Source organism: Bacillus sp. TE9106W, from assembly GCF_054062215.1.
Genome location: NZ_JBSSFA010000001.1, coordinates 236,100 through 257,433, shown reverse-complemented (window position 1 = coordinate 257,433; position 21,334 = coordinate 236,100). Strand labels below are relative to the sequence as shown.

Here is a 21,334-nt window from a genome sequence, read left to right as displayed (position 1 = left end):
GAATTGACGAATAAAAAAAATTAGTGTATGTTTTGTAATGTAAATAAAAGTTTTGTATAAGAAAACCATAAAGGAGAGAAGGAAATGAATCAACATATTGGTAACTTAATTATTCGTATCGTGTTAGGGGTAACGTTCTTTATGCACGGTTTAACAAAATTCCAATCGGGAATTGACAATATTGCAGGGTGGTTCACAAGCATTGGTTTACCAGGAGGACTTGCATACGGTGTAGCAACAGTTGAATTAGTTGGCGGTCTATTATTAATTCTAGGTTTAGGTGTAAGATATATTGGATTATTATTTGCACTAGTTATGGTTGGAGCAATTATAAAAGTAAAATGGTCAGCTGGTTTATTAGGAGATGGAAAAAATCCTGGCTTCGAATTAGAGCTTGCATTACTAGCAATGGGGGCGTACTTATTTGTTGCGAAAGCGGATGGTTTTGTAGATAATTTCTTAAAAGAGAAAATGTCAAAGAAGAACTAATTTAAATGGGAGGCTAACAAGATGAGTTTTCAACTTCATCCCGATACAACACTTGATGTTGTTCATTTATATGTATCAAATATAAAGAAATCACTAGAGTTTTATACAGAAGTACTACGTATGAAAGTGCTAAAAGAAGATGAAATGGTCGTTACATTTGGGAATGAAGATAACGAACCACTCCTTATCATTGAAGAAAAGAAAGAAGCATTACCAAAGCAAAGAGGGAGAACGGGTTTATATCATTACGCAATTTTATTACGGAGCAGACAGGATTTAGCGAATATCCTTCGTCATTTTGTAGAAATGGTATATCCACTGCACGGCGGAGCTGACCATTACTTTAGTGAGGCCCTTTATTTAGCTGATCCAGATGGAAACGGGATTGAAATTTATCATGATCGCCAAAAAGAAGTTTGGCGTGATGAGAATGGAGAGCTACCATTTGTTAGTCACCCGTTAGCTGGTGAAGAATTATTGCAGCAAGGAAGTACATGGAATGGTTTTCCATCTGGTACTGTGATGGGACATATTCATTTCCATGTAGCTGATTTGGAAGAAGCGAAACGTTTCTATGTAGATGGTCTTGGTTTTGAAGTAACGATCCCAGCTCGTAATGGGGCGCTCTTTGTATCAGCAGGTGGCTACCATCACCATATCGGTTTAAATACGTGGCAAGGTGAAGGAATACTACCGCAAATGCCAAATTCCGTTGGTTTGAAATATTTCACAATTGTACTAGCAGATGAAAAACAAAAAGAGCAAGTATGTGAAAGCTTAAAAAATATTGGCAAGATTGCTACGTACAAAGATGGAATATTACAAGTCGAGGATCCATTTGGACATTGTATCCATTTCAAAATAAAAAGAGAAGCCTAAATAAAGGCTTCTCTTTTTCACTTTCTTATAATTGCATTTTCATTTTGGACAAATAGTTCATCAAATTGCTTCGCAAGCTCAAAATCCAGTTTCGTTAAACCTTTTGCATTCCAAGATGACAAAGTAATAATGACTGCTTTATACTGGATAAGGATAAATGGGTGGTGATTATGTTCTTCTGATAGTTTGGCGGCTTCAGAGACAAATTCGACTCCTTTTAAGTAGTCGGAAAACATATATTTTCTTTCAATCCATTTTTCATCTTTTACTACCCATTTATCTAACTTTAATAATTCCTCTTGAACTTCTTCTTCAGTTAATCGTAGCATCATTTTTCACATCCTTTACTGGAAGTAGCGTAAGACCATTGTTAATAAGGCGTGTTACAGCTTCATCAGTTGTGAAAGTAGAAAGTTGTTGTAATAATGCTGCTGATGTTTCGTGCCCTTTGTTATGTTCTAAAAGCAATTCTAATATTTCAAGGCGAAGTAACCATTCTTTCGCATAAAATTTGTTTAATACCTCTTGAATTGCTACTAATTGCTCGATATGTGCGTCGTGTAAAATACCTTCATTTCGGATATCACGAACTGTTTGATACATACGTTCAAGTTCATTCAGTACAAGTGGAGCAGGAATTTCTTGAATTTCTTCATCCATTGGGAAAAATGCTGCAGCATCTGCGGCACCTGGGAATACGGAAGTGATTGTTGAACCAACAGCCATATCAAATGCGCCCCATGAAGCATCAAATAAAACGCGGTCGTTATAAGTAACTGTACAATTGATAAAGGAAATAAGAGCGATTTTATTATCGTTTTTTACAATATCTGTTACTGTTCCTTTTACATGAATACCACTTTCAAAAGTAAACTCAGCAATATTTCCAATTGTAATTCCTAATGCTTGTAGTTGTTCATCTGTACAATTTTCTAATGCAATATTTTCAGTGAGTAATCCAATCGGTGTTCCAAAGCCGTCACTGTGTACAGCCGTAGAATGATTCGCTAACTGTTTATTGTGAATGGCTAATGCTGTTGGCGAACTTGTTCGCATATAAATCAATTCACCCGCATCGTTTTCAATTGTCTCGGTGAATGTACCTGTAATTTGTAATCCGCTATTTAATTCAGCAGTTGCATGGTTTTCAGAGCAAATTGCTTTTTCTAAGCCTTCTTTACCACCTGTTTTAAAGGCCATCGTTTCAGCAAATTTCTCAAGTGCTTCCGTTAATTCTTCAAATGATTTACAAACAAATAGTTGTGGTTGCATTTTTGTTACGTCATAAGTTGTACTTGTACATGCCTCTATAGAGAATGGAACCTTTTCTACGGCGTCTGTTAAGCAATGTTTGCTTTCGCCAACAGAAGAAAGGAGACCAGCACCATATATTTTTGGATTGTCTATATCTCCAATTAATCCGTACTCCACTGTCCACCAGAAAAGCCGTGAAATTTGTTCCGCTTCTGATAAGCCAGAAACTAAGTTTTGTTTTTCAATTACATTATTTTCAGCAGCTGTAACTTCATCAGGAGTAGAAGTAGGGCTTTCTTTTACAATCGTTAATGTACGAACAGCTTCGAATGCATCATGTTCTTCTTTTGTGGAAAAAGCTTTTGCACCAATTTGCCCAAATCGTTTTACATATTTTGCATATGTAGGATCAAGTAAAATAGGTGCGTGTCCTGCTGCTTCGTGTACAATATCTGGAGCAGGTGTATACTCGATGTTTTCTACTTTGCGAATATCTGTTGCGATTGGTAGCAATCCGTGCCCTTGAAAATCGAAAAATGCGACGCCAGGAATAAGTCCGTCAATCGTTACAGCGCCCCAGCCGCTTGACGCCAAACATTCATTCATTTCTTCTACCTTTGGGATTGCCTCTATATTAATACCAGATGATTGTAGTCCATTCACATAGGCTGGATGGGCAACGTCTTTTAAGAAACTATGATTTTGTCTCATAATGTAACGCCATACAGCGTGGTTCACCGGTGTGTATTGATCATAATGCTGTGTAGATACGAATGGTTTTAAATGCGATGGAATTTCTGTTTTCTTTGTCATTTAAACATCCTCCTTTTTTCTATAAAACGGAATATCGATTTCGTATAGCTTGTATCACCTCATTTTATAATTGTAAGCGCTTATAAAAATTCTATCATAAGATTCGGAATTATTTAACATTTGTTTCTGTGAGAAATAGAAAAAGCCCCCTATCGAAACATTTGATAGGGGGGAAAGAATTGTGGTACGACTTATTTTACTTCTAAATCAACATTTAAATTTGTTGTATTTCCAGCTGCATCGGTTGTCATAATATGAATGGTATTCTTTCCTTGTTGTAATTGATTACGATCGAAATAAATTTCATAGTTTTTCTCCCAAGGGTTTAAGAACGCACTTTCCCATACGCCATTACCGTTAATCTCATATTGCATTCTCACTGGAATTCCAGGTGCTACCCAACCAGATTCTGTCATCCAATCTAGTAGAATATCGTCAACTTTTCCTCTAATTACGAGATTTTCTTGATCAACTTCATGCGTCAATTTTGGTGCAGTTCGGTCAATAAATACAGCCGCCGTTTGTTTCGTTTCTCCGCCAGAATTAGAAGCAACAGCTTCAATTTGATATAAACCATCCGCGAGTGGTGATCCATCTACTTTTGTACCATTCCATTTGAAAGGTTTATAACCTGCTGTTTCATTTTTACCTTCATAAATGATTCCTTCGTATGTCACACGTTCTTTTGTAACTAAGTTAGCATGTAACGTTACATCTTCAACAGGAGAAACTAAATAGTAGTTGATGAGATTATCATCTAATATGTTATCTCCGTTTGGACTAAAAGTAGAATTCACAATTTCGAGACCATCAATACGTTTATAATCTTTAGGATCGATACTAAATGTAAATGGAATTCGAATTTCTTCTTTCGCTCCCTGCTCTTTTACATATACATTCCCAGTATACACACTTTGTGGGAGTGAGCTATCGACAGTGATAGTAAATGGTTTTTCCGTATTACTATTTGGTTGTACGCTAATTGATGAAGGAACAGAAGCTTTTATTTTTGTTTTTGTGTTTGCATCTAGTAATTCTATACGAGTTGAAAAGCTTTTCTTTTTACTAGAAAGATTTTGTAACGTAATATTTTGCGTCAGTTTTACTTTACCACTGTTTGGTTTTATAAGACCGAAGCTGATATTGTTAGGCTGTACTAATACACTTGTTTGAACAGCTTTTGGAATGTTAATTAAGCCAGATCCTTGCGTCATAACAGGATACGTATTTTCATTAACATCTTTTAAAGTTTTTGCTGTATTGGCAAGTGATGCTTTTAATTGTTCCGTCGTCCAATCAGGGTGCATTTGACGCAGGAGGGCAACCGCTCCAGCTACTTGCGGAGCAGCCATACTTGTTCCGTTATGAGATTCATAGCCACCTCGTGGTACGGTACTAGTAATTTGTACGCCAGGTGCAACGATATCTGGTTTTATAAGCCAGCTTCCTTGTGATGGACCTCTGGAACTAAAGTTTCCAATTAATTCAGTCGGAACCGGTTGTCCGATCTTTATATTTTTCTTACGCTTTGTAATTAAATTTTTCAACTCTTCACCGTTTACATTGGATAGTTGCATAACTGGAAGGGCTAGGTTTTCACGTGTAAAGTATTCAGGCATAATATTAATTTCTTTTTCTGTAGAAATGAATAGTACACCAATTGCACCAGCTTGCTTCGCTTGTTCAGCTTTTACTAACGTGCTAGAAGTACCTTGTAAAACAAGTGCAAATTTTCCTTTCACATCTTGTTTTGCATAATCGCTTGGATTACCATAGCCAACATATACAAGTGGAGAATCATTTCCTATTGGGAAATCTGATTTTGATAACGGTAATCCTTGGTATGTTTTGCTGGAACCAGCTACTTGGAATGTTGGAAACGGAATAGAAACTGTAGATGCTCCAACTGATATCACGCTATTTGCATTTCCAGGTGCATCAACAGACCAAGGTTTTGGACCATCATTTCCATTGGAAACGACTGCAGTAACCCCAAGCTTTGCTGCACGTTCTAACGTTAAAGTTACAGGCTGATCAGGTACATTTAAATCTTGTCCAAGGGATAGATTTAACACATCAGCACCATCTTGAATTGCTCGTTCAATACCTTGAATAATATCATCTGTTGTACCAGTACCACCGTCATTCATGACACGATAAGCTAAAATAGAAGCATTCGGAGCAACGCCTTTAATTTTTCCATTACCAGCAATAATTCCAGCTACATGAGTACCGTGTACGTTACCATCCATTGGATCATCATCTTCATCCACTGTGTCGTATCCACCAATATAATTTGCCTTTAAGTCAGGATGTGTATAGTCTACGCCAGAATCGATAATCGCTACTTTCATACCTTTTCCATCAAGAGATTTACCAGATGGGTCTTTTAAATTCCATGCTTCAGGAGCACCAATTGTCGGTCCACCAATATTAGGTGCTTCTTCGCTAGTAGCGCTTTTCGTTGTTTCATGCAATTTATATGTTAAGTTCGGATAGACTGTCTTTACTTCAGGTAAAGAAGCAAGAGCAGTAATTTGATCTCCTGGAACTGAAATAGAGAAACCAGAAAATAACGTATTATAAACTTCTTTAATTTTTGCACCAGGTGCTTTTTCTTTTATTTTCTCAGTCGTCTCTTCTTGTGCTTTTTTTAGCTCGGTATGATAAGACTGTGCATGACTATTTTGTAAATCTGGAGCATGCTGAATGTTACTTTGCGCAGCAAGAGGTGCATGTTGCAATTCTACAATTACAGATATTTCTTTTGTTGTTTTTGTTTCAACGTGTTGAGCAATTTTACTTTCTCCCCATTGTTCAATCGTTGTTTTTAGTTGTGGACTAAATTGCTTCTCCTTTTGCAGTGATTCAGCATGGGCGCTTAAAGCTCCAAAACTAGAAAAGACGAGTGCCATACTTAAAAGTGTAGATGTAGTTTTTTTCATTGAAACTCCCTCTAATAAAAAGTGCCAATATTCCAAAAAGTTATCTTACATTTTTATTGTGAAATATAAAAACGAATGTTGGCTAAACTATATTTTCGACATAATTCATACCAATCCTCTATGAATTGAAAATTTCTTGGGAAATTTTTTCTGATTATGTCGAATAGGTATTTTTCACATATTGTAGGTGGACATTGAGGAATGCTATGAGGGAAATGGAGGAGTGTTATGAAAAAGGCTATAGCAAGTGTCATCGCATTATTATTCATATTTTTAAGTTCAATTACTATTACGAAAGCAGAAAATAGTGGAGTAAAAATTGCTTTTATTCGTCATCATGACCTCTGGATTAAAGTTGATGGAAAAGAAAAACAACTTACAAAAGGAGAATACATAACAGGACCGAAGTGGTCATATGATGGGGAGTGGCTAGCATATGTAAAAGGAGAGAAACAAAATACTCTTGAGTTATATCGGCTAAAAGATGGAAAGAAAGTTACGCCGTTTCACTCAGAAGTATCAAATTATCAATGGTCACCAACAGAAAATATAATTGCATTTATATTTACAGGTACATTACATACCTTCAAGGTAGAAAAAAAGAATGCAGATTTTGAAAATGTATCGGCTGGTGTAGGTGATTATGCATGGTACCCGAATGGAAAGAAGTTTCTTGTATCTTCTGAAGCACACTTACTTCCAACTGGATGGACAGGAGCTCAGCTATATGAAGTACAAAAAGATGCGCATATGAATCCTCACAAAATGAAGCATTTGTATGCATTGCCAAATGAACATGATGATTTCCTAGCGTTAGTTGCAAGTGGCTTTCAGTGGTCACCAGATCAAAAGTGGATTTCATTTTTAGCAGTACCGACAGCTTCATGGTCAGCTGATAGCAATACGCTTTGCTTAGTTCGTGCAGATGGTAGTCGTTTTGAAAAGGTAGATCAAATGTTATTAAACACACAATGGTTCAAATGGGCGCCAGCCAACAATATATTGGCCTATATTGAAGGAAGCGGGAGAGTTGCGTTAGAGAATAAACATTTAAAAGTAAAAGAATTGCCAGCACTTCAGCAGAACACATTTACACCGAAAGGATATGTCGATTGGGATTTTACATGGAAGAACGATAACGTAATTATCGTTTCACGAGCAAAAGAAGCGGGGATAGAAACTCCACCAGAAAAAAGGCCACTACCATCTTTATATGAGATCGATAGTACAAGCGACGAACAACATCGAATCACAAAGCCACCTCATAGGCAAGGAGATTATCATCCGCTCTTCATGAATAAGAGTAATCAATTAATATGGATACGTTCAGACCGTAAGAAAGCGGATGTATGGCTTGCTCATAAGGATGGAAAGCATGAAATGAAGTGGATTGAAAATATAGATGTACCAGAGTGGTATTACGAGAAATGGAATTGGGAACATGTTATCTCGGTGAAATAAGAATAAAAAACCTGCCTAAAAGATCATTTTAGGCAGGTTTTTTATTCTTATTTATGTGTTTTATTTGGCTTCTTTTTCGCTGGGTTTCCGTTTCCCTGACGTTTTCTATTTTGTTCATCTTTTGCTTGTTTTTCATGCAGTGTATCTAAAAAGTCATTCGAGTTACTCATTTTTCTATCGCTCCTTTCATCTTGTCCTAATTACTATAACCATTTAGGAGGATAATCATGAGATAAAAAATTAAGCGCTTAGTTTTCTTCGATAGTATACGTAAAATATGCCATACGTAATAAATAGCATAAATAAAATTTGTAACTCTACATTTTCTTTTAAAATAGTTGCGACAGAAGTTGGTAAGTATGGTGATGTATTACTCGTTTCTATACCTAACCATTTGTTTAAGAGATTAATGGTACAAAACATAAAAACACCGGACCAGCTTGCAATGATTGCCTTTTGCTTAATTTTTGTTTCGCGTTCATCATCTGTAATCCAAGGGTTAGCAGTTTTATCACTGCTAAAAAATCCGTTTATATATCCCCATATAATCATGCCAATTAAGATAGTTAGCCATTTCATATGCATGTTTCTCCTCTCTCTTGTAAAAAGTATTTTACACATATAATTGTAATGTTTTCCAATTCGTTGTGTCAAATGTTTTTTACATATCGATTTTTCATATAGCAGGAATAAAGGATGGAATAGGGAAGAAATATGTAAGAGGATTTTATAGTGAGAGGAGGATGGGGATGAAACTCATCTTTGTTCGGCACGGTGAAGGAGAACATACAAAAGATTCGCCACCAAGTTTACAAGTGCCTCATCCACCGTTAACGGATGAGGGAAGGAATCAGGCTAAATTACTTCAATGCAATGTACCCTTGCAAGAAACGGATATATTAATTGCTAGTCCTACAATTAGAACTTTACAAACAGCAACAATATGGAGTACGAAAGTAGCTTGTCAAAAAATTGTCCATCCATATGTATCCCCACGTATTTTTCCTTATCGAGAAGGAGCGACAACATTACCATGTGATCACATAGTAGATCAGGGGAGAATAAAAAAATTATTTTCGAATTTTTCGATAGAGAAAAGTACAAATAAACAGCTATGGAGGGAAGGCATAAATACTATTTCAGAAAATAGCTTTCAGCGAATAGTAGAGGAATTTCTTCTTTGGTGTTATGAACTGGGCGCTGAAAGAATTTGCATTGTATCTCACGACGGGACAATTACTGCGTATCGGCAATATTTACAAAAAGTCGTTTTAACTAGAGCTGATTTTTTGCAAGAAACGGGTATATATGAAATGGATGTATCCTTTAAAAGTCTAATTGGTGAAATCTAATTATAGGATGGTGGGTGTATGTTGAATGTTGCACTAGTAGTTGGCTTTAATTCTGATTTAGAGGCACAATCAATCCGAGCATCACTTGAATACTTTGGGGCGAAAGTTATAACGTACTGGATTGGTAGACCGAAAGAATTCATCGACATTCTTTCTGGAAAGGGTTTATATAGCGATATTAATTATGTCGTCTTTTGCTTTCATGGTGAGGAAGGAAAGTTTGTCATGGAAGAGTTAGGCGAAGAAGTATATGAACAAGATGAACCGAGAGGATATTTTGGTACAGAAGAAATTTATGAATATGCAAAATTGCATAATACACATATTGTAAATAGCGGGTGCACGTTAGGGGATCAAAATCTAGCAAAATCTTTTTTACATAGTGGTGCGAAATCATATATTGGATCGATTGATTATGTAGATGGAAATGCAGCACTTATGTTTACTATACGCTTATTTTACGGGCTTATTAACCATGAAAAAACGTTAGGAGAGGCTTTTGAAGAAGCACGGTTAATTGATAAAGAGACACATACATTTCGATTATATAAGTAGTGTGAAACACGTTTATTCTATATTCGAATAAACGTGTTTCACATTTAACTCACATTTTTTTTACATTTTCTTCAATGAAAACCATTATCACTTATGGTATGATATGTTCAAGTTTTTACAAGTAATAAAAGTTACTATACAAACGTTAGTTTTTAATGTTTCATACACATGTCACAAATTATTCATAATTAACATTTGTAAAATAAGTAACTAATGTTATTATATTACCTGTAACTAACTTAATTACAACTTTAGGAGGAAGATATGGTTATTCAACTTTTAAGAGAAAACAAAGCAGTTTCTTTTGTGTTAGCGGTAATCCGAGTGTATCTTGGTTACACATGGTTAATGGCTGGAATCGGTAAACTACAAGGAAAAGGTTTCGATGCAACTGGTTATTTACAAGGTGCAATTGAAAAATCTAAAGGTGCACAACCGGCTGTTCAATCTTGGTGGGCATCATTTTTACAAGATTTCGCAATTCCAAACGTTGATCTATTTAATACACTTGTAACATGGGGAGAGATTTTAGTCGGAATTGGTTTAATTGTAGGCTGTTTAACAAAAACAGCGGTCTTTTTCGGCCTTGTAATGAACTTTTCCTATATGTTTAGTGGGTCAATTGGAGTGAATCCGGAAATGGTTATCTTATCTATGTTCCTTCTAGTTTCTGGTATGAATGCTGGTAAATTTGGAATTGACGGTTTCGTTATCCCAAAAGTATTAGGATCAAAAACTCAAAAACGCCAAAAGCAAGCTGCTTAATATATGAAAACGGGTATCTCAAAATGAGATACCCGTTTATGTTATTTTTCAGCTTGTATCGGATTGTTTTTAAAGAATTCTTTTACATAACCTACAAATTCTTGTGGCTCTTGACGAAACGGTGCATGATAACCCTTTTCGATAATATGGAAAGTACTATTCTTTAAGAATTGATGATACGTTTCTCCTTCTTTCCATGAAACGCTACTATCATTTCTTCCCCATATAATTAAAGTTGGTTGTTGTATTTCATTTGCATTGATTTGAAGACGTCTAGGCCATAATTTCATTTTATTGTAATGCTCTTCATCATTACGTTTAAATTTCACTTTGCTTTCATCATAATCTGCAATAGCAGAGACAGTATGTAAATCAGTCGACAACTGGGGTTTTGGAGAACCTTGTTTATTCACGAGTGTATGAGGACCGCCTGTAGCGTCAGTTAAAATAAGGTGGGTAACGGCTTCAGGATATAAATATGTTAAATTAAGAGAAATTTCTCCACCCATTGAGTGGCCCAGTATTGCAAACGAATCGTAACCTAGTTTTTTCATTAATTTATAATACAAATTTGCATGAGTCGGGAAAGAATAATAAAAATCCATCGGTTTAGATGAGCGCCCGAATCCTAAAGCATCTACAGAAATAATTGTATGATCTTTTGCTAAATCTGAATAAATCTTTTGAAAACCATCTGAAGATCCTCCAAATCCATGGATCATAAGTAAAGGTGGTTTTTCATTACCAATCTTTTTGAAGTAAATGGTTTGACCATCTATTTCTATCATTTTTTCCTCGGTAGCTAGTTTTGCTGTAAGTGTATTTTTAACTTGTTTTACTTGTTCTACTGGCTTTTCTGCTGCACTACATCCTACTAATAGTGTAAGAGTAAGACAACCTACCATAAAATAGCTAAATCGCTTCAATTAGGTGTCCCCTTTCTAACATAACGCTGTATCTATCATAGCAAATAGCATATTACGATTTCCAGGAAGTTGGCTACCATTTTTTATCATAAGAGGTGAAAGGAGCGTTTCTTGGAAATTTTCTGTTTGAAGAAATTTACGAAATATAAATTGTGAATGTGGGACATCAATTCGTACTGTGCCATTCCAACATTCACATATGTTTTGTAGTAATTGAATAGCATCTTCTTCTCGTTTGGCGATAAGTGGATTGATACATAATATATTACCTTTTTGTATGCATAAGGAAAAAGCTTCTATACAGTTATGTCTCTCAATTTTAAAAGAGTGGCTCGTTTTTGGTAATAGTAATGAATAAAGTAATGAACGATCGGCACCAGTTGTAATTTGATCGAGAGAAATAAGAGATATAAGATCTTTTTCTTTTACTTGTTTTGTAGGAGTGATATGTGTCTTAGTAGTTTGTTTTTCAAAACGATGAATCGTCGTTACTGTTTGAAATCCGCATGATGTATACAGAGGCTCGCCAGCTTTTGTTGCAATAAGTGCAATTGGCTGTTTTGGATGAGTGTGTTCTAAGCAGTGATTAAGCAAAGTCCGCCCGATGCCTCGGCCTTGAAAATTAGGATGGACGATTAACATGCCAATAGTAGAAAACCTATCTTTAAAAGGGAATACTCCTCCAGCTGCAATCAGTTTATTTTCATGCATATAACCGACAAGTGTACCGAGAGAAAGATACATTTCGAATTGTTTTTTCATAAATGCTTTATCTTGTAACCATCCAATAGCTTTGCAAAGGTCCAGTAAATCAAAAATATAAGTTTTATCTAGCTCTATTATTTTCATAAATGCTCACCACATTTCTATTAATTTTCATAAAAGTAGATTGAAAATGTTAAATAAGAGATTTACGTTAAATGAAATCCAACTTGTTTATGTTTGGATTGTAAAGGCGAAGATGGTTGATATGAAAAGACAAAGTTATACAAATTATAACTGATATTTACATAAGTTAACAAAAAATTTACATATAACTAATTTTCCCTTAACAGTCTTCTATTAAATTTGATAGTGGGAAATGAATAACCTAATTAGGGGGACAATACAGTGAAAAAGTTTGTGAAAAAAGCATGGCCATTTGCAGTTGTGGCTTCGTTAGCAGTTACTTCGGTGGCAACATGGAATTTTACGCGTTCTAGTGAAGTAAATGCAGATGAGAACGGAAGCAATGCAAAGATTAAAAATGTTATTGTGTTAATTGGAGATGGTATGGGTCCTTCATATATGACAGCTCATCGTTATATGAAAGACAATCCAAAAACTTTTGAGATGGAATCTACAGAGTTTGACAAGCATCTTGTAGGAACACAAAAAACATATCCGGAAGATGAACATGAAAATATTACAGACTCTGCATCGGCAGCAACAGCTATGTCAGCAGGGATTAAAACATATAATGCGGCAATTTCAGTTGACAATGATAAAGCTGAAGTGAAAACTGTTCTTGAACAAGCGAAAGAAAAAGGGAAATCAACAGGATTAGTTGCAACTTCCGAAATTACACATGCCACACCAGCTGCTTTCGGTGCGCATGACATTAGTCGTAAAAATATGGATGCAATTGCAAATGATTATTTTGATGAGAAAGTTAAAGGGAAGCATAAAGTAGATGTTATGCTTGGCGGCGGTGTAAAAAACTTTGTTAGGAAAGATCGCAACCTTACAGAAGAGTTTAAGAAATCTGGTTATAGTTACGTAACAGATCGAGATCAATTGTTAAATGATAAAAATGATCAAATCCTTGGTTTATTTGCACCAGGCGGTTTAGATAAAATGATTGACCGCAATGAGAAGACACCTTCATTAGAAGAAATGACGAATGCAGCAATTGAGCGTTTGAACAAAAATAAAAAAGGTTTCTTCTTAATGGTTGAAGGAAGCCAAATCGACTGGGCTGGACACGATAATGATATCGTTGGTGCAATGAGTGAGATGGAAGACTTTGAAAAAGCCTTTAAAGCTGCGATTGAATTTGCGAAAAAAGATAAAAATACGTTAGTTATTGCAACGGCAGACCATGCTACTGGCGGATTATCTTTAGGTGCAAATGGCGAGTATAACTTTAAAGTAGATCCAATTAAAGCAGCAAAACGCACACCAGACTTTATGGCAAATGAGATTGCAAAAGGTGCAAATGTAGAAGAAACATTGAAAAAATATATTGATTTACAATTAACGCCCGAAGAAATTAAAGCGGTAAATGATAGTGCTCCTTCAAAAGATGTAACAAAGATTGATAATGCGATTGAAGATATTTTCAATAAGCGTTCGGTTACAGGCTGGACAACAGGTGGACATACAGGAGAAGATGTAAACGTATATGCATTTGGCCCTGGTAAATACTTGTTCTCTGGCGTTCAAGAGAATACAAATCTCGCTAAACGTGTCTTTGATATTGTTGGCGGTGGTGATCCGAATAAAGGAAGACGCTAATTATAAATGAGAGTGAGGCGAAATGCCTCACTTTTCTTTTTAGGAGATGGGAAGATGAGAGCTTTTTTCAGAGGGATTGGATCCCTTCTAATAGGTGTATTATTGCTAGTTGGATGTCAATCCGAAGAGAATAAGATAGAAGAAAAACCTCCTACTACAAAAGCTGAGGGAAAGGTACAAATAACGAAAGAAGAAGAGAAGTCAATTCAAGATGTTATTGAGACATTTGTACGGACGACAAATGAAAAAAATCTTGCTGAACATATGGAGTTATTTTCAAAGAATATACCTAGTGCGGAAGACTTAAAAACACAAAAAGAAGCAAGTTTTCAAAAAGGAAATAAGAAAATTGAATTGGAACATATAGACGTGAAAGCTAGTAAAGAAGGGTATGTTGTTGTTGAAACAAAGGAAAAGGAACTAGATGGAGAGGTCACTCTTCAGAAGAAAGTACAGTATGCACTTGGAAAAGAAGAGGATGGATGGAAAATTGAAGAGGTTCGCACGATAGAGAAGAAATAAAGTGAAACTTTTCGTAAATAGCAAAAAAAGGTTCTCATTGGCGAGAACCTTTTTTTATAGTGGTAACATAATTTGATTTGAGCATGCTTCGATATCATCAATATCTTGGCGAATGGTTGCCATTTTATTATCAAGATCTTCAGCTTTCATTGCTGCATCATGTAGTTCATCTTTTAAATACTCAGGTATTTTCCCCTCATATTTATAATAAAGTTTATGTTCTAAGCTTGCCCAAAAGTCCATTGCAAGTGTACGTAACTGAATTTCTGCAAAGACTTCTTTTGTACCAGAATTTAGTGATAAAGGATATTTAATAATCATGTGTAAACTTTTATATCCATTTTGTTTTGGGTTAGCGATATAATCTTTTACTTCTATGATTTCCATATCTTCACGTTTTTGAATGACATTTTTTAAATGATAGATATCTTCTACGAAGCAACATGTAATACGAATGCCGATGATATCTTGTAAATGCGTTTGCGCATTTTCAACTGTCGGTAATAAATTTTTACGCTCAAGTTTTTTAATAATACTTTCAGGTTGTTTTAATCTTGTTTTTATATGTTCAAACGGGTTGTAATCCTCTAAAAATTGGGCTTCCCGGTTCATAATTTCAAATTTAGTTTTTAACTCTTCTAAAGCAAAGGTATATGGTAGTACAAAAGCTTTCCAGTAGTTAACTGTTGATTGATTATATTCCATTTATATACACACCTTTTTCTATTTACAAGTGAGGTTGTTATTACACTAAATACCAAAGCATATAAGCGCAAGCAGCAAATGATGAGATCATAAAGCGATATTTAGTTTTCATACTTTCAACTCCTTTCGAGTAAGATTTTATATAAATAAACGTGATTGTTAATAAGTTCACTATGTACAATTTCTATAGTAATAGATTCGTGTGAATTTCGTATGAACTAATTGTTTCAGCTTTTTGTCTTTTTCTTTGTAAATCATCATTATTATCCATAATGTAAAGTGTTTTTATTTGATTTATTCATTTGTATAAATTAATGTATATTTAAATTTATGGTTATTAAGGAGGTTATACGGTGAATTTTGAAGAATTAGCAATTGCTAGACGTTCTGCAATGAAATTTGTACAAGGAATAGAAATCCCAGATGAGGATTTTAAAAAAATATTTGAGCTAACAAAGCTCTCTCCATCTTGTTACAATTTGCAACATACGCATTATGTTGTAATTCGTGATCAAGAGCGCAAAGAAAGATTAAAAGAGTTAGCTTTCGGGCAATATAAAGTATCGAGTGCGTCTGCGGTAATACTTGTTTGTGGTGATAAGAGAGCATATCAAAATGTCGAAAATATTTATTTCGGTATGAAGGTTTTAAAGATGATTGATGAATGTGAGTATGAAGATACAATTAAGCAAACGAAAGGGTTATATGAAGGAAAAGGAGAACGCTTCATGGAAGAGGAAGCGATTAGAAATGCTTCGCTAAGTGCGATGACTTTTATGTACGCAGCTAAATATTATGGCTATGATACGTGTCCAATGATCGGTTTTGATGAAAAAGCAGTACAAAGTGAATTAAATATGCCGGAGCATGTAGTACCTGTTTTAATGATTACGATAGGAAAAAGTGATACTACTAAAACTCGTCCACGAGGATATCGAAAACCGATTAGTGAGTTTGTTACATATGAGACATTTTAATACAAGGGATAGATTACTTAAATAAAAGGGTTCTATTTAGATCCCTTTTATTTTGCAATTGACAAATAGAATGAAGTTATATAATATATAAATCGTAATCATTACGATTTAGTTTGCGATCTTTAAAAGAAAGGGGAATTACATATGCGTGTAAATATTACACTAGCTTGTACGGAGTGCGGTGATCGTAATTATATTTCTAAAAAAAATAAACGAAACAATCCAGAGCGCATCGAACTAAAAAAATATTGTCCACGATTAAAGCGAGTAACGTTACATCGTGAAACGAAGTAGAAGACTAGAGATATCTCTAGTCTTTTTTTTGTTTATATTTTTTGGTTGTGTTTGTTATAATTACCTTAAATTGTAATAAAGGGAGCGGTATGATGAATCAAAAAGATAAAGAAAGAAAAGAGCAGGTGGTTCATATTATTAACATTCCAGATGATTATAGGCTTGTTGTAGATGATCAAGAAGGTGTGGATGACCCATATCATCTATTATGGTGGGAGCATAAAGCGGATGAGGAGAGAACAATACGGATTACGTTGAATAGACATACTGGTAGTTTAATTGACTTTAGGATAGAGGATGAAAAAGCTTTTTCGAGCGGTGAGGAAGCGATAGAGGACAATCAAGCAAGAGAGATTGCAAATACATTCTTAAAAAAATATACAAAAGAAGGATCTGAATTTTATACATATGTAACTGTTAAGAGTGACAGGCGCGGTTGCAAAGAAGTAAATTATATGCAAGAAGTGAATAGCTATCCATTGCCGAATACAGGGTGTGTTGTGCGAGTTCACTCTTCAGGAAATGTTGTGAATTTCCATTACAATGGACAAAAACCGATAGAGAAAAAACCATTATGGCCAAGTGAAATTGTAGAGGAGAACGTCGTTTTAGAAAGTTTGAAAGCTAGACAAGATATGAGACTTGTATTTGTAGATTTAACATACTCTTCATGTGAGTATGAAAACGGGGAGGAAGTAAAAGGGTACCATCTTGTATATGAACCAGAGCCTAATCATGCATGTATTGATGCAAGTACAGGTAAAGATTTATATGGGCCAGAACATTATAAATTACCGCCAACAGTAGTTGTTGAAAAAATAGAAGAAGGTAACCGGCAAGATGACATATTCGAATTATTTGACTGGGATAAAGAAAGTTTTGCAAAAGTAGATGAGAAGGAAAATGATAATGAAATAAGGATGAAATTTGTTCCGAAAGAGGAATTACAAAAACAGAAAGAAGAAAAGAATTCATATTTAATGAATGAATTCTTTAAAAAGCATTTACCGATGCTGAAATATAATAATTTAGTTAGCGTTACAATTGATAAATTAACCAATGAATTAACTGGTTTTATAAAATTGACAGATGATAAAGAAGTAAAGCAAATACTGCCTAGAGAGGAATGTTTACAAAAAGCACTTCAATTTTTGGAACAAGTTATTCCAGATATCACACAATATCTGCGTCTTTGGGAGGAACGTGAAGAAGCTGAAGATGGGATTGAAAGATTTAACTTCTCCGTATATGTGAATGGTATTCCGGCAGAGTATAAGCACTTTATGATCAATATCAACGCGGAAAATGGTGCAGTGATGCATTACTCTGGAGAGTCTAGCAAATTTATAAAAGAATTACTTACATACGAAACAACACCAAAAGTAACGAAAGAAGAAGCGTTAGAAATATACAGAGATGCTATCCGAGTTAAATTAGAATGGTCTATAGATCATGATGTAGAGGAAACGGTATATCAATTGCTGTATAAACAAATAACGGGTGAAAATTATAAAGAATTCTTCGACGGTAGTCGAGAAATTCGTTATATTGATGCGCATACTGGGGAGAAAATTTGGAGCAAGTAAAATAAAAAGAGTTATTTTTCAAAGAAAATAACTCTTTTTATTTTTATAATTTGCCTGTTCGTTTTTCAAATGTAAATGTGATAGGAAGGTTGGAAGGAGAACTATCACTTTTAAATGTTACTTTCCATTCTTTAGAGTGGGCTTTAATTTCGAAATCAAGAAGATTCATTGCTCTACGTTTATCTATTTCTAAAAACATATTATGAATTTCTGGTTCCTGCTGTAAATTAAGAGCCTTTAGTGTGACTGTTAATGTGAAAAAATCTCGCCCTTCATATACTATTTTTGATATTTTTGTTTTTTGTGTATTTAACAGTATATAAAAACGGTCTGATGGAGTTAATTGTACAGAGTCATCAGTAATTTCATCCTCCATATTATGAAGTTCAACTAAGAAAGATGTACTATGGGAAGAATCTTTTTTGCTTGTAATCTGTAATTCAGTAGGAATCATCGGTATTTCATAAAAATCATTTCTTATTATGTTGTTGTAATCCTCCGAAAATTTACGCACTTCTTTTGGGAAAGAGTCTTCTTCTTGTGTACTTAAAAAAGTTTTATGTTGCTTTGGAATTTTTTTACTAAATTTTAATGTTTCTTTAAAGTAATAATTGGATCCAGTTAAAAATAAAAAACTACAAATTAATAAAAAAATTCGATAGGGATTTTGAAAGCGAAAGAACAATAGTATACATGTAATAAATCCAATTACATAGAAAATAAAGATAAGTAGTTCTAGTTTTGAGTGAAAGGAGAAACCATAGTTATGAAAAAATTTCATTCCAATTATAATTTGAGCTCCAAAAAACAAGGAAATTCCAAATTGAAAAAATAATAAATCAGGCCCTTTCTTAATAACAAAAGTAATGAATGAAATGAAAAGTAAAAATACCCCTAAATAAATTGTTACATTTAATAATCGATCTAATGTGAGCATGAATAGTGTCCCCTTTAATAGCATATTCATATATAAATAACAATTTTATATAATTATAATATAACAATAAAATATTTTAAATATTGGAAGTGTTGAGTTTTATAAATAAACTGTACAGACACAAACAACCTCACGCCTACATACACTTAGTAAAGACCACTATTTTGGCGGAGGTGAAAGGTTTGAGTCTATTCGCCGCAATTGGATATATGGTTCGAGAAGTGTTTGTCTTTGTTTCTTATGTGAAGAACAATGCGTTTCCGCAGCCATTATCATCAGACGATGAGAGAAAGTACTTAGAGTTAATGGAGCAAGGTGATGCTCAAGCGAGGAATCTGTTAATTGAACATAATTTACGGCTTGTAGCTCATATCGTTAAAAAATTTGAAAATACAGGGGAAGATGCAGAAGATTTAATTTCAATTGGTACAATCGGGCTCATTAAAGCGATCGAGAGCTATTCGGCAGGAAAAGGTACAAAACTTGCGACGTACGCAGCACGCTGTATTGAAAATGAAATTTTGATGCATTTACGTGTATTAAAGAAAACGAAAAAGGACGTTTCACTTCATGATCCAATCGGGCAAGATAAAGAGGGGAATGAAATATCGCTTATTGATATATTAAAATCAGAGTCTGAAGATGTAATTGATATGATCCAGCTTAGTATGGAGTTAGAAAAGATTAAAGAGTATATCGATATTTTAGACGAACGAGAGAAAGAAGTAATCGTGAAGCGTTTTGGACTGGGGCTTGATAAGGAGAAAACGCAACGAGAGATTGCGAAGGCACTTGGTATTTCCAGAAGCTATGTATCAAGAATTGAAAAGCGCGCTTTAATGAAAATGTTCCATGAATTTGTAAGAGCAGAGAAAGAGAAAAAAGCAAAAGAATAATGTACATTGCAAGCAGCCGTATTTTAAAATGGGCTGCTTTTCTTTTTGGAAATAAGGAAAGAAAAAGAGTTGTGTTCAGAAGAAATCCATGTTCACTGTTGAAAATGACGGATTCTATCTGTAATATTAGAAGGTGCTAAACAATTTAAGAATAATACCGTACTTAGTTTTCTGCATGTATAATATGGCGGTTCTATATGATATGTGGGAATAAGAACTAATTTTACATATGATATAGAAGGAAAAGAAGGGGAAGCTAAAGTTATAGACTGATTAGGAGGTTCCGCAATTTGCGACGTACATTATATCGACTTATGATCGAACTTACAAATGGTCGTTTTACTTCTTATATATTACGTAAATTTGCACAATCTCGTTTGAGCTCTATCATTATTCCATCGTATGCGAAAGTGTTTCAAATTAATCAAGATGAGATGGAAAAGGGTTTGAAGGAATATAGAACATTGCATGAATTATTTACACGTAAGCTAAAAGAAGGAAAGCGTAGTATTGATACAGATGCATCGAGTATCGTTAGTCCTGTTGATGGTGTTTTTGCTGATCACGGTCCTATTGAGGACACAAAAACATTTGATATTAAAGGCAAGCGTTATTCGATTGTGGATATGCTAGGTAATGAAGAGCGTGCACAGCGATATGCAGGTGGTACATATATGGTTATTTATTTAAGCCCAAGTCATTATCATCGTATTCATAGTCCGCTTTCTGGTTCTGTGACTGAAAGATTTGTACTCGGTAGAAAATCATATCCGGTAAATGCAGCTGGTATGGAATACGGGAAAGAACCATTGTCAAAAAATTATCGCTCCGTTACAGAAGTGAATAGTGACGGTGAACATATGGCGCTTGTAAAAGTAGGAGCTATGTTTGTAAATAGTATTGAGCTGCTGCATGAAAGAGACACTGTTCAAAAAGGTGAAGAAATGGCATACTTTACATTCGGTTCAACAGTTGTGTTATTGTTTGAAAAAGATATGATAGAAGTAGTGCAAAAATTGAAGAGTGGACAAGAGCTTCGCCTTGGTGAAAAAATTGCTACTCGATTGGCTTATAAGTAAAAAAGATTTTATAACTGTAAGCAAGATTTATGGACAAAGATGCGTAATGATGAAATTCCCTAGATGGGAGTACTTGTTTATTCGAGAGCCATCGCAGGATGGCTCTTTTTACAAGTTAGTTAATTAAAATTCCTCTTTATATGTAATCAAGACGATTTGACAAGCTTGTCCTCTAATGAGCGTCTAATAATTTCTTGTTTTATAAGTAAAATGAAGTCGGGATTTAATTTTAGTTCTTTTGCTTTATAATAAGACTCAGTGAGTAACTCAGTAGATAACTGTTCCATATGTTTTGTTTTCAAGGTGAGTCACCTCCTAATAATATAAGGATTGATTCGTTGTTGCATTTAATGTACCAAAAAAATATGACAGTCACAAACGAGTGGTTATCCACATACCTAGG

Annotated in this window: 23 protein-coding genes; 13 read left to right on the top strand and 10 right to left on the bottom strand. The window is 34.6% G+C overall.

All coding sequences use genetic code 11. The features are described 5' to 3' along the window. Positions 1-84: 84 nt before the first annotated feature. Both ACVWY7_RS01480 and ACVWY7_RS01475 read left to right on the top strand, forming a co-directional pair. Positions 85-489 carry a DoxX family protein gene (locus ACVWY7_RS01480; RefSeq protein WP_001071556.1) on the top strand — a complete coding sequence of 135 codons (405 nt, stop codon included), beginning with the start codon at positions 85-87 and terminating at the stop codon, positions 487-489. 21 nt (positions 490-510) lie between these two features. After that, positions 511-1,368, top strand: coding sequence for a VOC family protein (locus tag ACVWY7_RS01475; protein WP_000009815.1), 858 nt, complete (start codon positions 511-513; stop codon positions 1,366-1,368). Between the two features lie 17 nt (positions 1,369-1,385). On the opposite strand, the gene ACVWY7_RS01470 is transcribed toward ACVWY7_RS01475, so the two are convergent. The 3 genes from ACVWY7_RS01470 to ACVWY7_RS01460 form a co-directional block, all read right to left on the bottom strand. After that, positions 1,386-1,700, bottom strand: a complete 315-nt coding sequence (locus tag ACVWY7_RS01470; protein ID WP_000979543.1) for a 4a-hydroxytetrahydrobiopterin dehydratase — start codon at positions 1,698-1,700, stop codon at positions 1,386-1,388. Next, entirely contained in the window at positions 1,681-3,435 is a 1,755-nt protein-coding gene (locus ACVWY7_RS01465; protein ID WP_000163218.1) for an aromatic amino acid hydroxylase, read from the bottom strand. Before ACVWY7_RS01465 ends, ACVWY7_RS01470 begins: the two co-directional genes overlap by 20 nt. Positions 3,436-3,626: 191 nt before the next feature. Beyond that, complete coding sequence (locus tag ACVWY7_RS01460) at positions 3,627-6,380, bottom strand: S8 family serine peptidase (RefSeq protein WP_456523628.1); 2,754 nt, start codon at positions 6,378-6,380, stop codon at positions 3,627-3,629. Between the two features lie 228 nt (positions 6,381-6,608). Here ACVWY7_RS01460 and ACVWY7_RS01455 point away from each other — a divergent pair, with 228 nt between their 5' ends. Beyond that, positions 6,609-7,841 (top strand): eIF2A-related protein, encoded by a 1,233-nt coding sequence (locus ACVWY7_RS01455; RefSeq protein ID WP_000709059.1) that lies wholly within the window; start codon positions 6,609-6,611, stop codon positions 7,839-7,841. Positions 7,842-7,888: 47 nt separating this feature from the next. Here the strand turns inward: ACVWY7_RS01455 and ACVWY7_RS01450 are convergent, their stop codons facing one another. Further along, complete coding sequence (locus ACVWY7_RS01450; protein WP_000071861.1) at positions 7,889-8,011, bottom strand: DUF4023 domain-containing protein; 123 nt, start codon at positions 8,009-8,011, stop codon at positions 7,889-7,891. 70 nt (positions 8,012-8,081) lie between these two features. After that, complete coding sequence (locus ACVWY7_RS01445; protein WP_000871756.1) at positions 8,082-8,420, bottom strand: hypothetical protein; 339 nt, start codon at positions 8,418-8,420, stop codon at positions 8,082-8,084. Positions 8,421-8,590: 170 nt separating this feature from the next. Between ACVWY7_RS01445 and ACVWY7_RS01440 the strand changes: the two genes are divergently transcribed. The 3 genes from ACVWY7_RS01440 to ACVWY7_RS01430 all read left to right on the top strand — a co-directional run bounded on the left by ACVWY7_RS01440 (position 8,591) and on the right by ACVWY7_RS01430 (position 10,513). Further along, a complete protein-coding gene (locus ACVWY7_RS01440; RefSeq protein ID WP_000766610.1) occupies positions 8,591-9,193 on the top strand; it encodes a phosphoglycerate mutase family protein in 603 nt (200 codons plus the stop codon). Between the two features lie 18 nt (positions 9,194-9,211). Beyond that, complete coding sequence (locus tag ACVWY7_RS01435) at positions 9,212-9,748, top strand: hypothetical protein (RefSeq protein WP_000935623.1); 537 nt, start codon at positions 9,212-9,214, stop codon at positions 9,746-9,748. A gap of 264 nt (positions 9,749-10,012) precedes the next feature. After that, positions 10,013-10,513: a DoxX family protein gene (locus ACVWY7_RS01430; RefSeq protein ID WP_000236633.1), complete on the top strand. Its 501-nt coding sequence runs from the start codon at positions 10,013-10,015 to the stop codon at positions 10,511-10,513. A gap of 41 nt (positions 10,514-10,554) precedes the next feature. On the opposite strand, the gene ACVWY7_RS01425 is transcribed toward ACVWY7_RS01430, so the two are convergent. Further along, positions 10,555-11,439, bottom strand: coding sequence for an alpha/beta fold hydrolase (locus ACVWY7_RS01425; RefSeq protein WP_000819820.1), 885 nt, complete (start codon positions 11,437-11,439; stop codon positions 10,555-10,557). Positions 11,440-11,454: 15 nt separating this feature from the next. After that, positions 11,455-12,288 (bottom strand): GNAT family N-acetyltransferase, encoded by an 834-nt coding sequence (locus ACVWY7_RS01420; protein WP_078984486.1) that lies wholly within the window; start codon positions 12,286-12,288, stop codon positions 11,455-11,457. A gap of 261 nt (positions 12,289-12,549) precedes the next feature. Between ACVWY7_RS01420 and ACVWY7_RS01415 the strand changes: the two genes are divergently transcribed. Both ACVWY7_RS01415 and ACVWY7_RS01410 read left to right on the top strand, forming a co-directional pair. Then, on the top strand, positions 12,550-13,935 hold the full coding sequence (locus ACVWY7_RS01415; protein ID WP_456523627.1) for an alkaline phosphatase: 1,386 nt from the start codon (positions 12,550-12,552) through the stop codon (positions 13,933-13,935). Positions 13,936-13,989: 54 nt separating this feature from the next. Further along, positions 13,990-14,457, top strand: a complete 468-nt coding sequence (locus ACVWY7_RS01410) for a hypothetical protein (RefSeq protein WP_456523626.1) — start codon at positions 13,990-13,992, stop codon at positions 14,455-14,457. A 54-nt stretch (positions 14,458-14,511) separates the two neighbouring features. Here ACVWY7_RS01410 and ACVWY7_RS01405 read toward each other — a convergent pair whose 3' ends face one another. Further along, positions 14,512-15,162, bottom strand: a complete 651-nt coding sequence (locus ACVWY7_RS01405; RefSeq protein WP_000456225.1) for a GTP pyrophosphokinase — start codon at positions 15,160-15,162, stop codon at positions 14,512-14,514. A gap of 392 nt (positions 15,163-15,554) precedes the next feature. Here ACVWY7_RS01405 and ACVWY7_RS01400 point away from each other — a divergent pair, with 392 nt between their 5' ends. The 3 genes from ACVWY7_RS01400 to ACVWY7_RS01390 all read left to right on the top strand — a co-directional run bounded on the left by ACVWY7_RS01400 (position 15,555) and on the right by ACVWY7_RS01390 (position 18,019). After that, a complete protein-coding gene (locus tag ACVWY7_RS01400; RefSeq protein ID WP_072192961.1) occupies positions 15,555-16,139 on the top strand; it encodes a nitroreductase family protein in 585 nt (194 codons plus the stop codon). Between the two features lie 144 nt (positions 16,140-16,283). Then, complete coding sequence (gene rpmG, locus ACVWY7_RS01395; protein WP_001265617.1) at positions 16,284-16,433, top strand: 50S ribosomal protein L33; 150 nt, start codon at positions 16,284-16,286, stop codon at positions 16,431-16,433. Positions 16,434-16,525: 92 nt separating this feature from the next. Next, positions 16,526-18,019, top strand: a complete 1,494-nt coding sequence (locus tag ACVWY7_RS01390; protein ID WP_456523625.1) for a YcdB/YcdC domain-containing protein — start codon at positions 16,526-16,528, stop codon at positions 18,017-18,019. A 43-nt stretch (positions 18,020-18,062) separates the two neighbouring features. Here the strand turns inward: ACVWY7_RS01390 and ACVWY7_RS01385 are convergent, their stop codons facing one another. Then, complete coding sequence (locus ACVWY7_RS01385) at positions 18,063-18,956, bottom strand: hypothetical protein (RefSeq protein ID WP_142395543.1); 894 nt, start codon at positions 18,954-18,956, stop codon at positions 18,063-18,065. Between the two features lie 182 nt (positions 18,957-19,138). Between ACVWY7_RS01385 and sigK the strand changes: the two genes are divergently transcribed. Both sigK and ACVWY7_RS01375 read left to right on the top strand, forming a co-directional pair. Beyond that, positions 19,139-19,852, top strand: a complete 714-nt coding sequence (sigK, locus tag ACVWY7_RS01380) for an RNA polymerase sporulation sigma factor SigK (RefSeq protein ID WP_000051382.1) — start codon at positions 19,139-19,141, stop codon at positions 19,850-19,852. Between the two features lie 290 nt (positions 19,853-20,142). Then, on the top strand, positions 20,143-20,931 hold the full coding sequence (locus tag ACVWY7_RS01375; RefSeq protein WP_001254998.1) for a phosphatidylserine decarboxylase: 789 nt from the start codon (positions 20,143-20,145) through the stop codon (positions 20,929-20,931). Between the two features lie 146 nt (positions 20,932-21,077). On the opposite strand, the gene sda is transcribed toward ACVWY7_RS01375, so the two are convergent. Further along, a complete protein-coding gene (sda, locus tag ACVWY7_RS01370; RefSeq protein WP_000850094.1) occupies positions 21,078-21,233 on the bottom strand; it encodes a sporulation histidine kinase inhibitor Sda in 156 nt (51 codons plus the stop codon). Between the last annotated feature and the right edge of the window lie 101 nt (positions 21,234-21,334).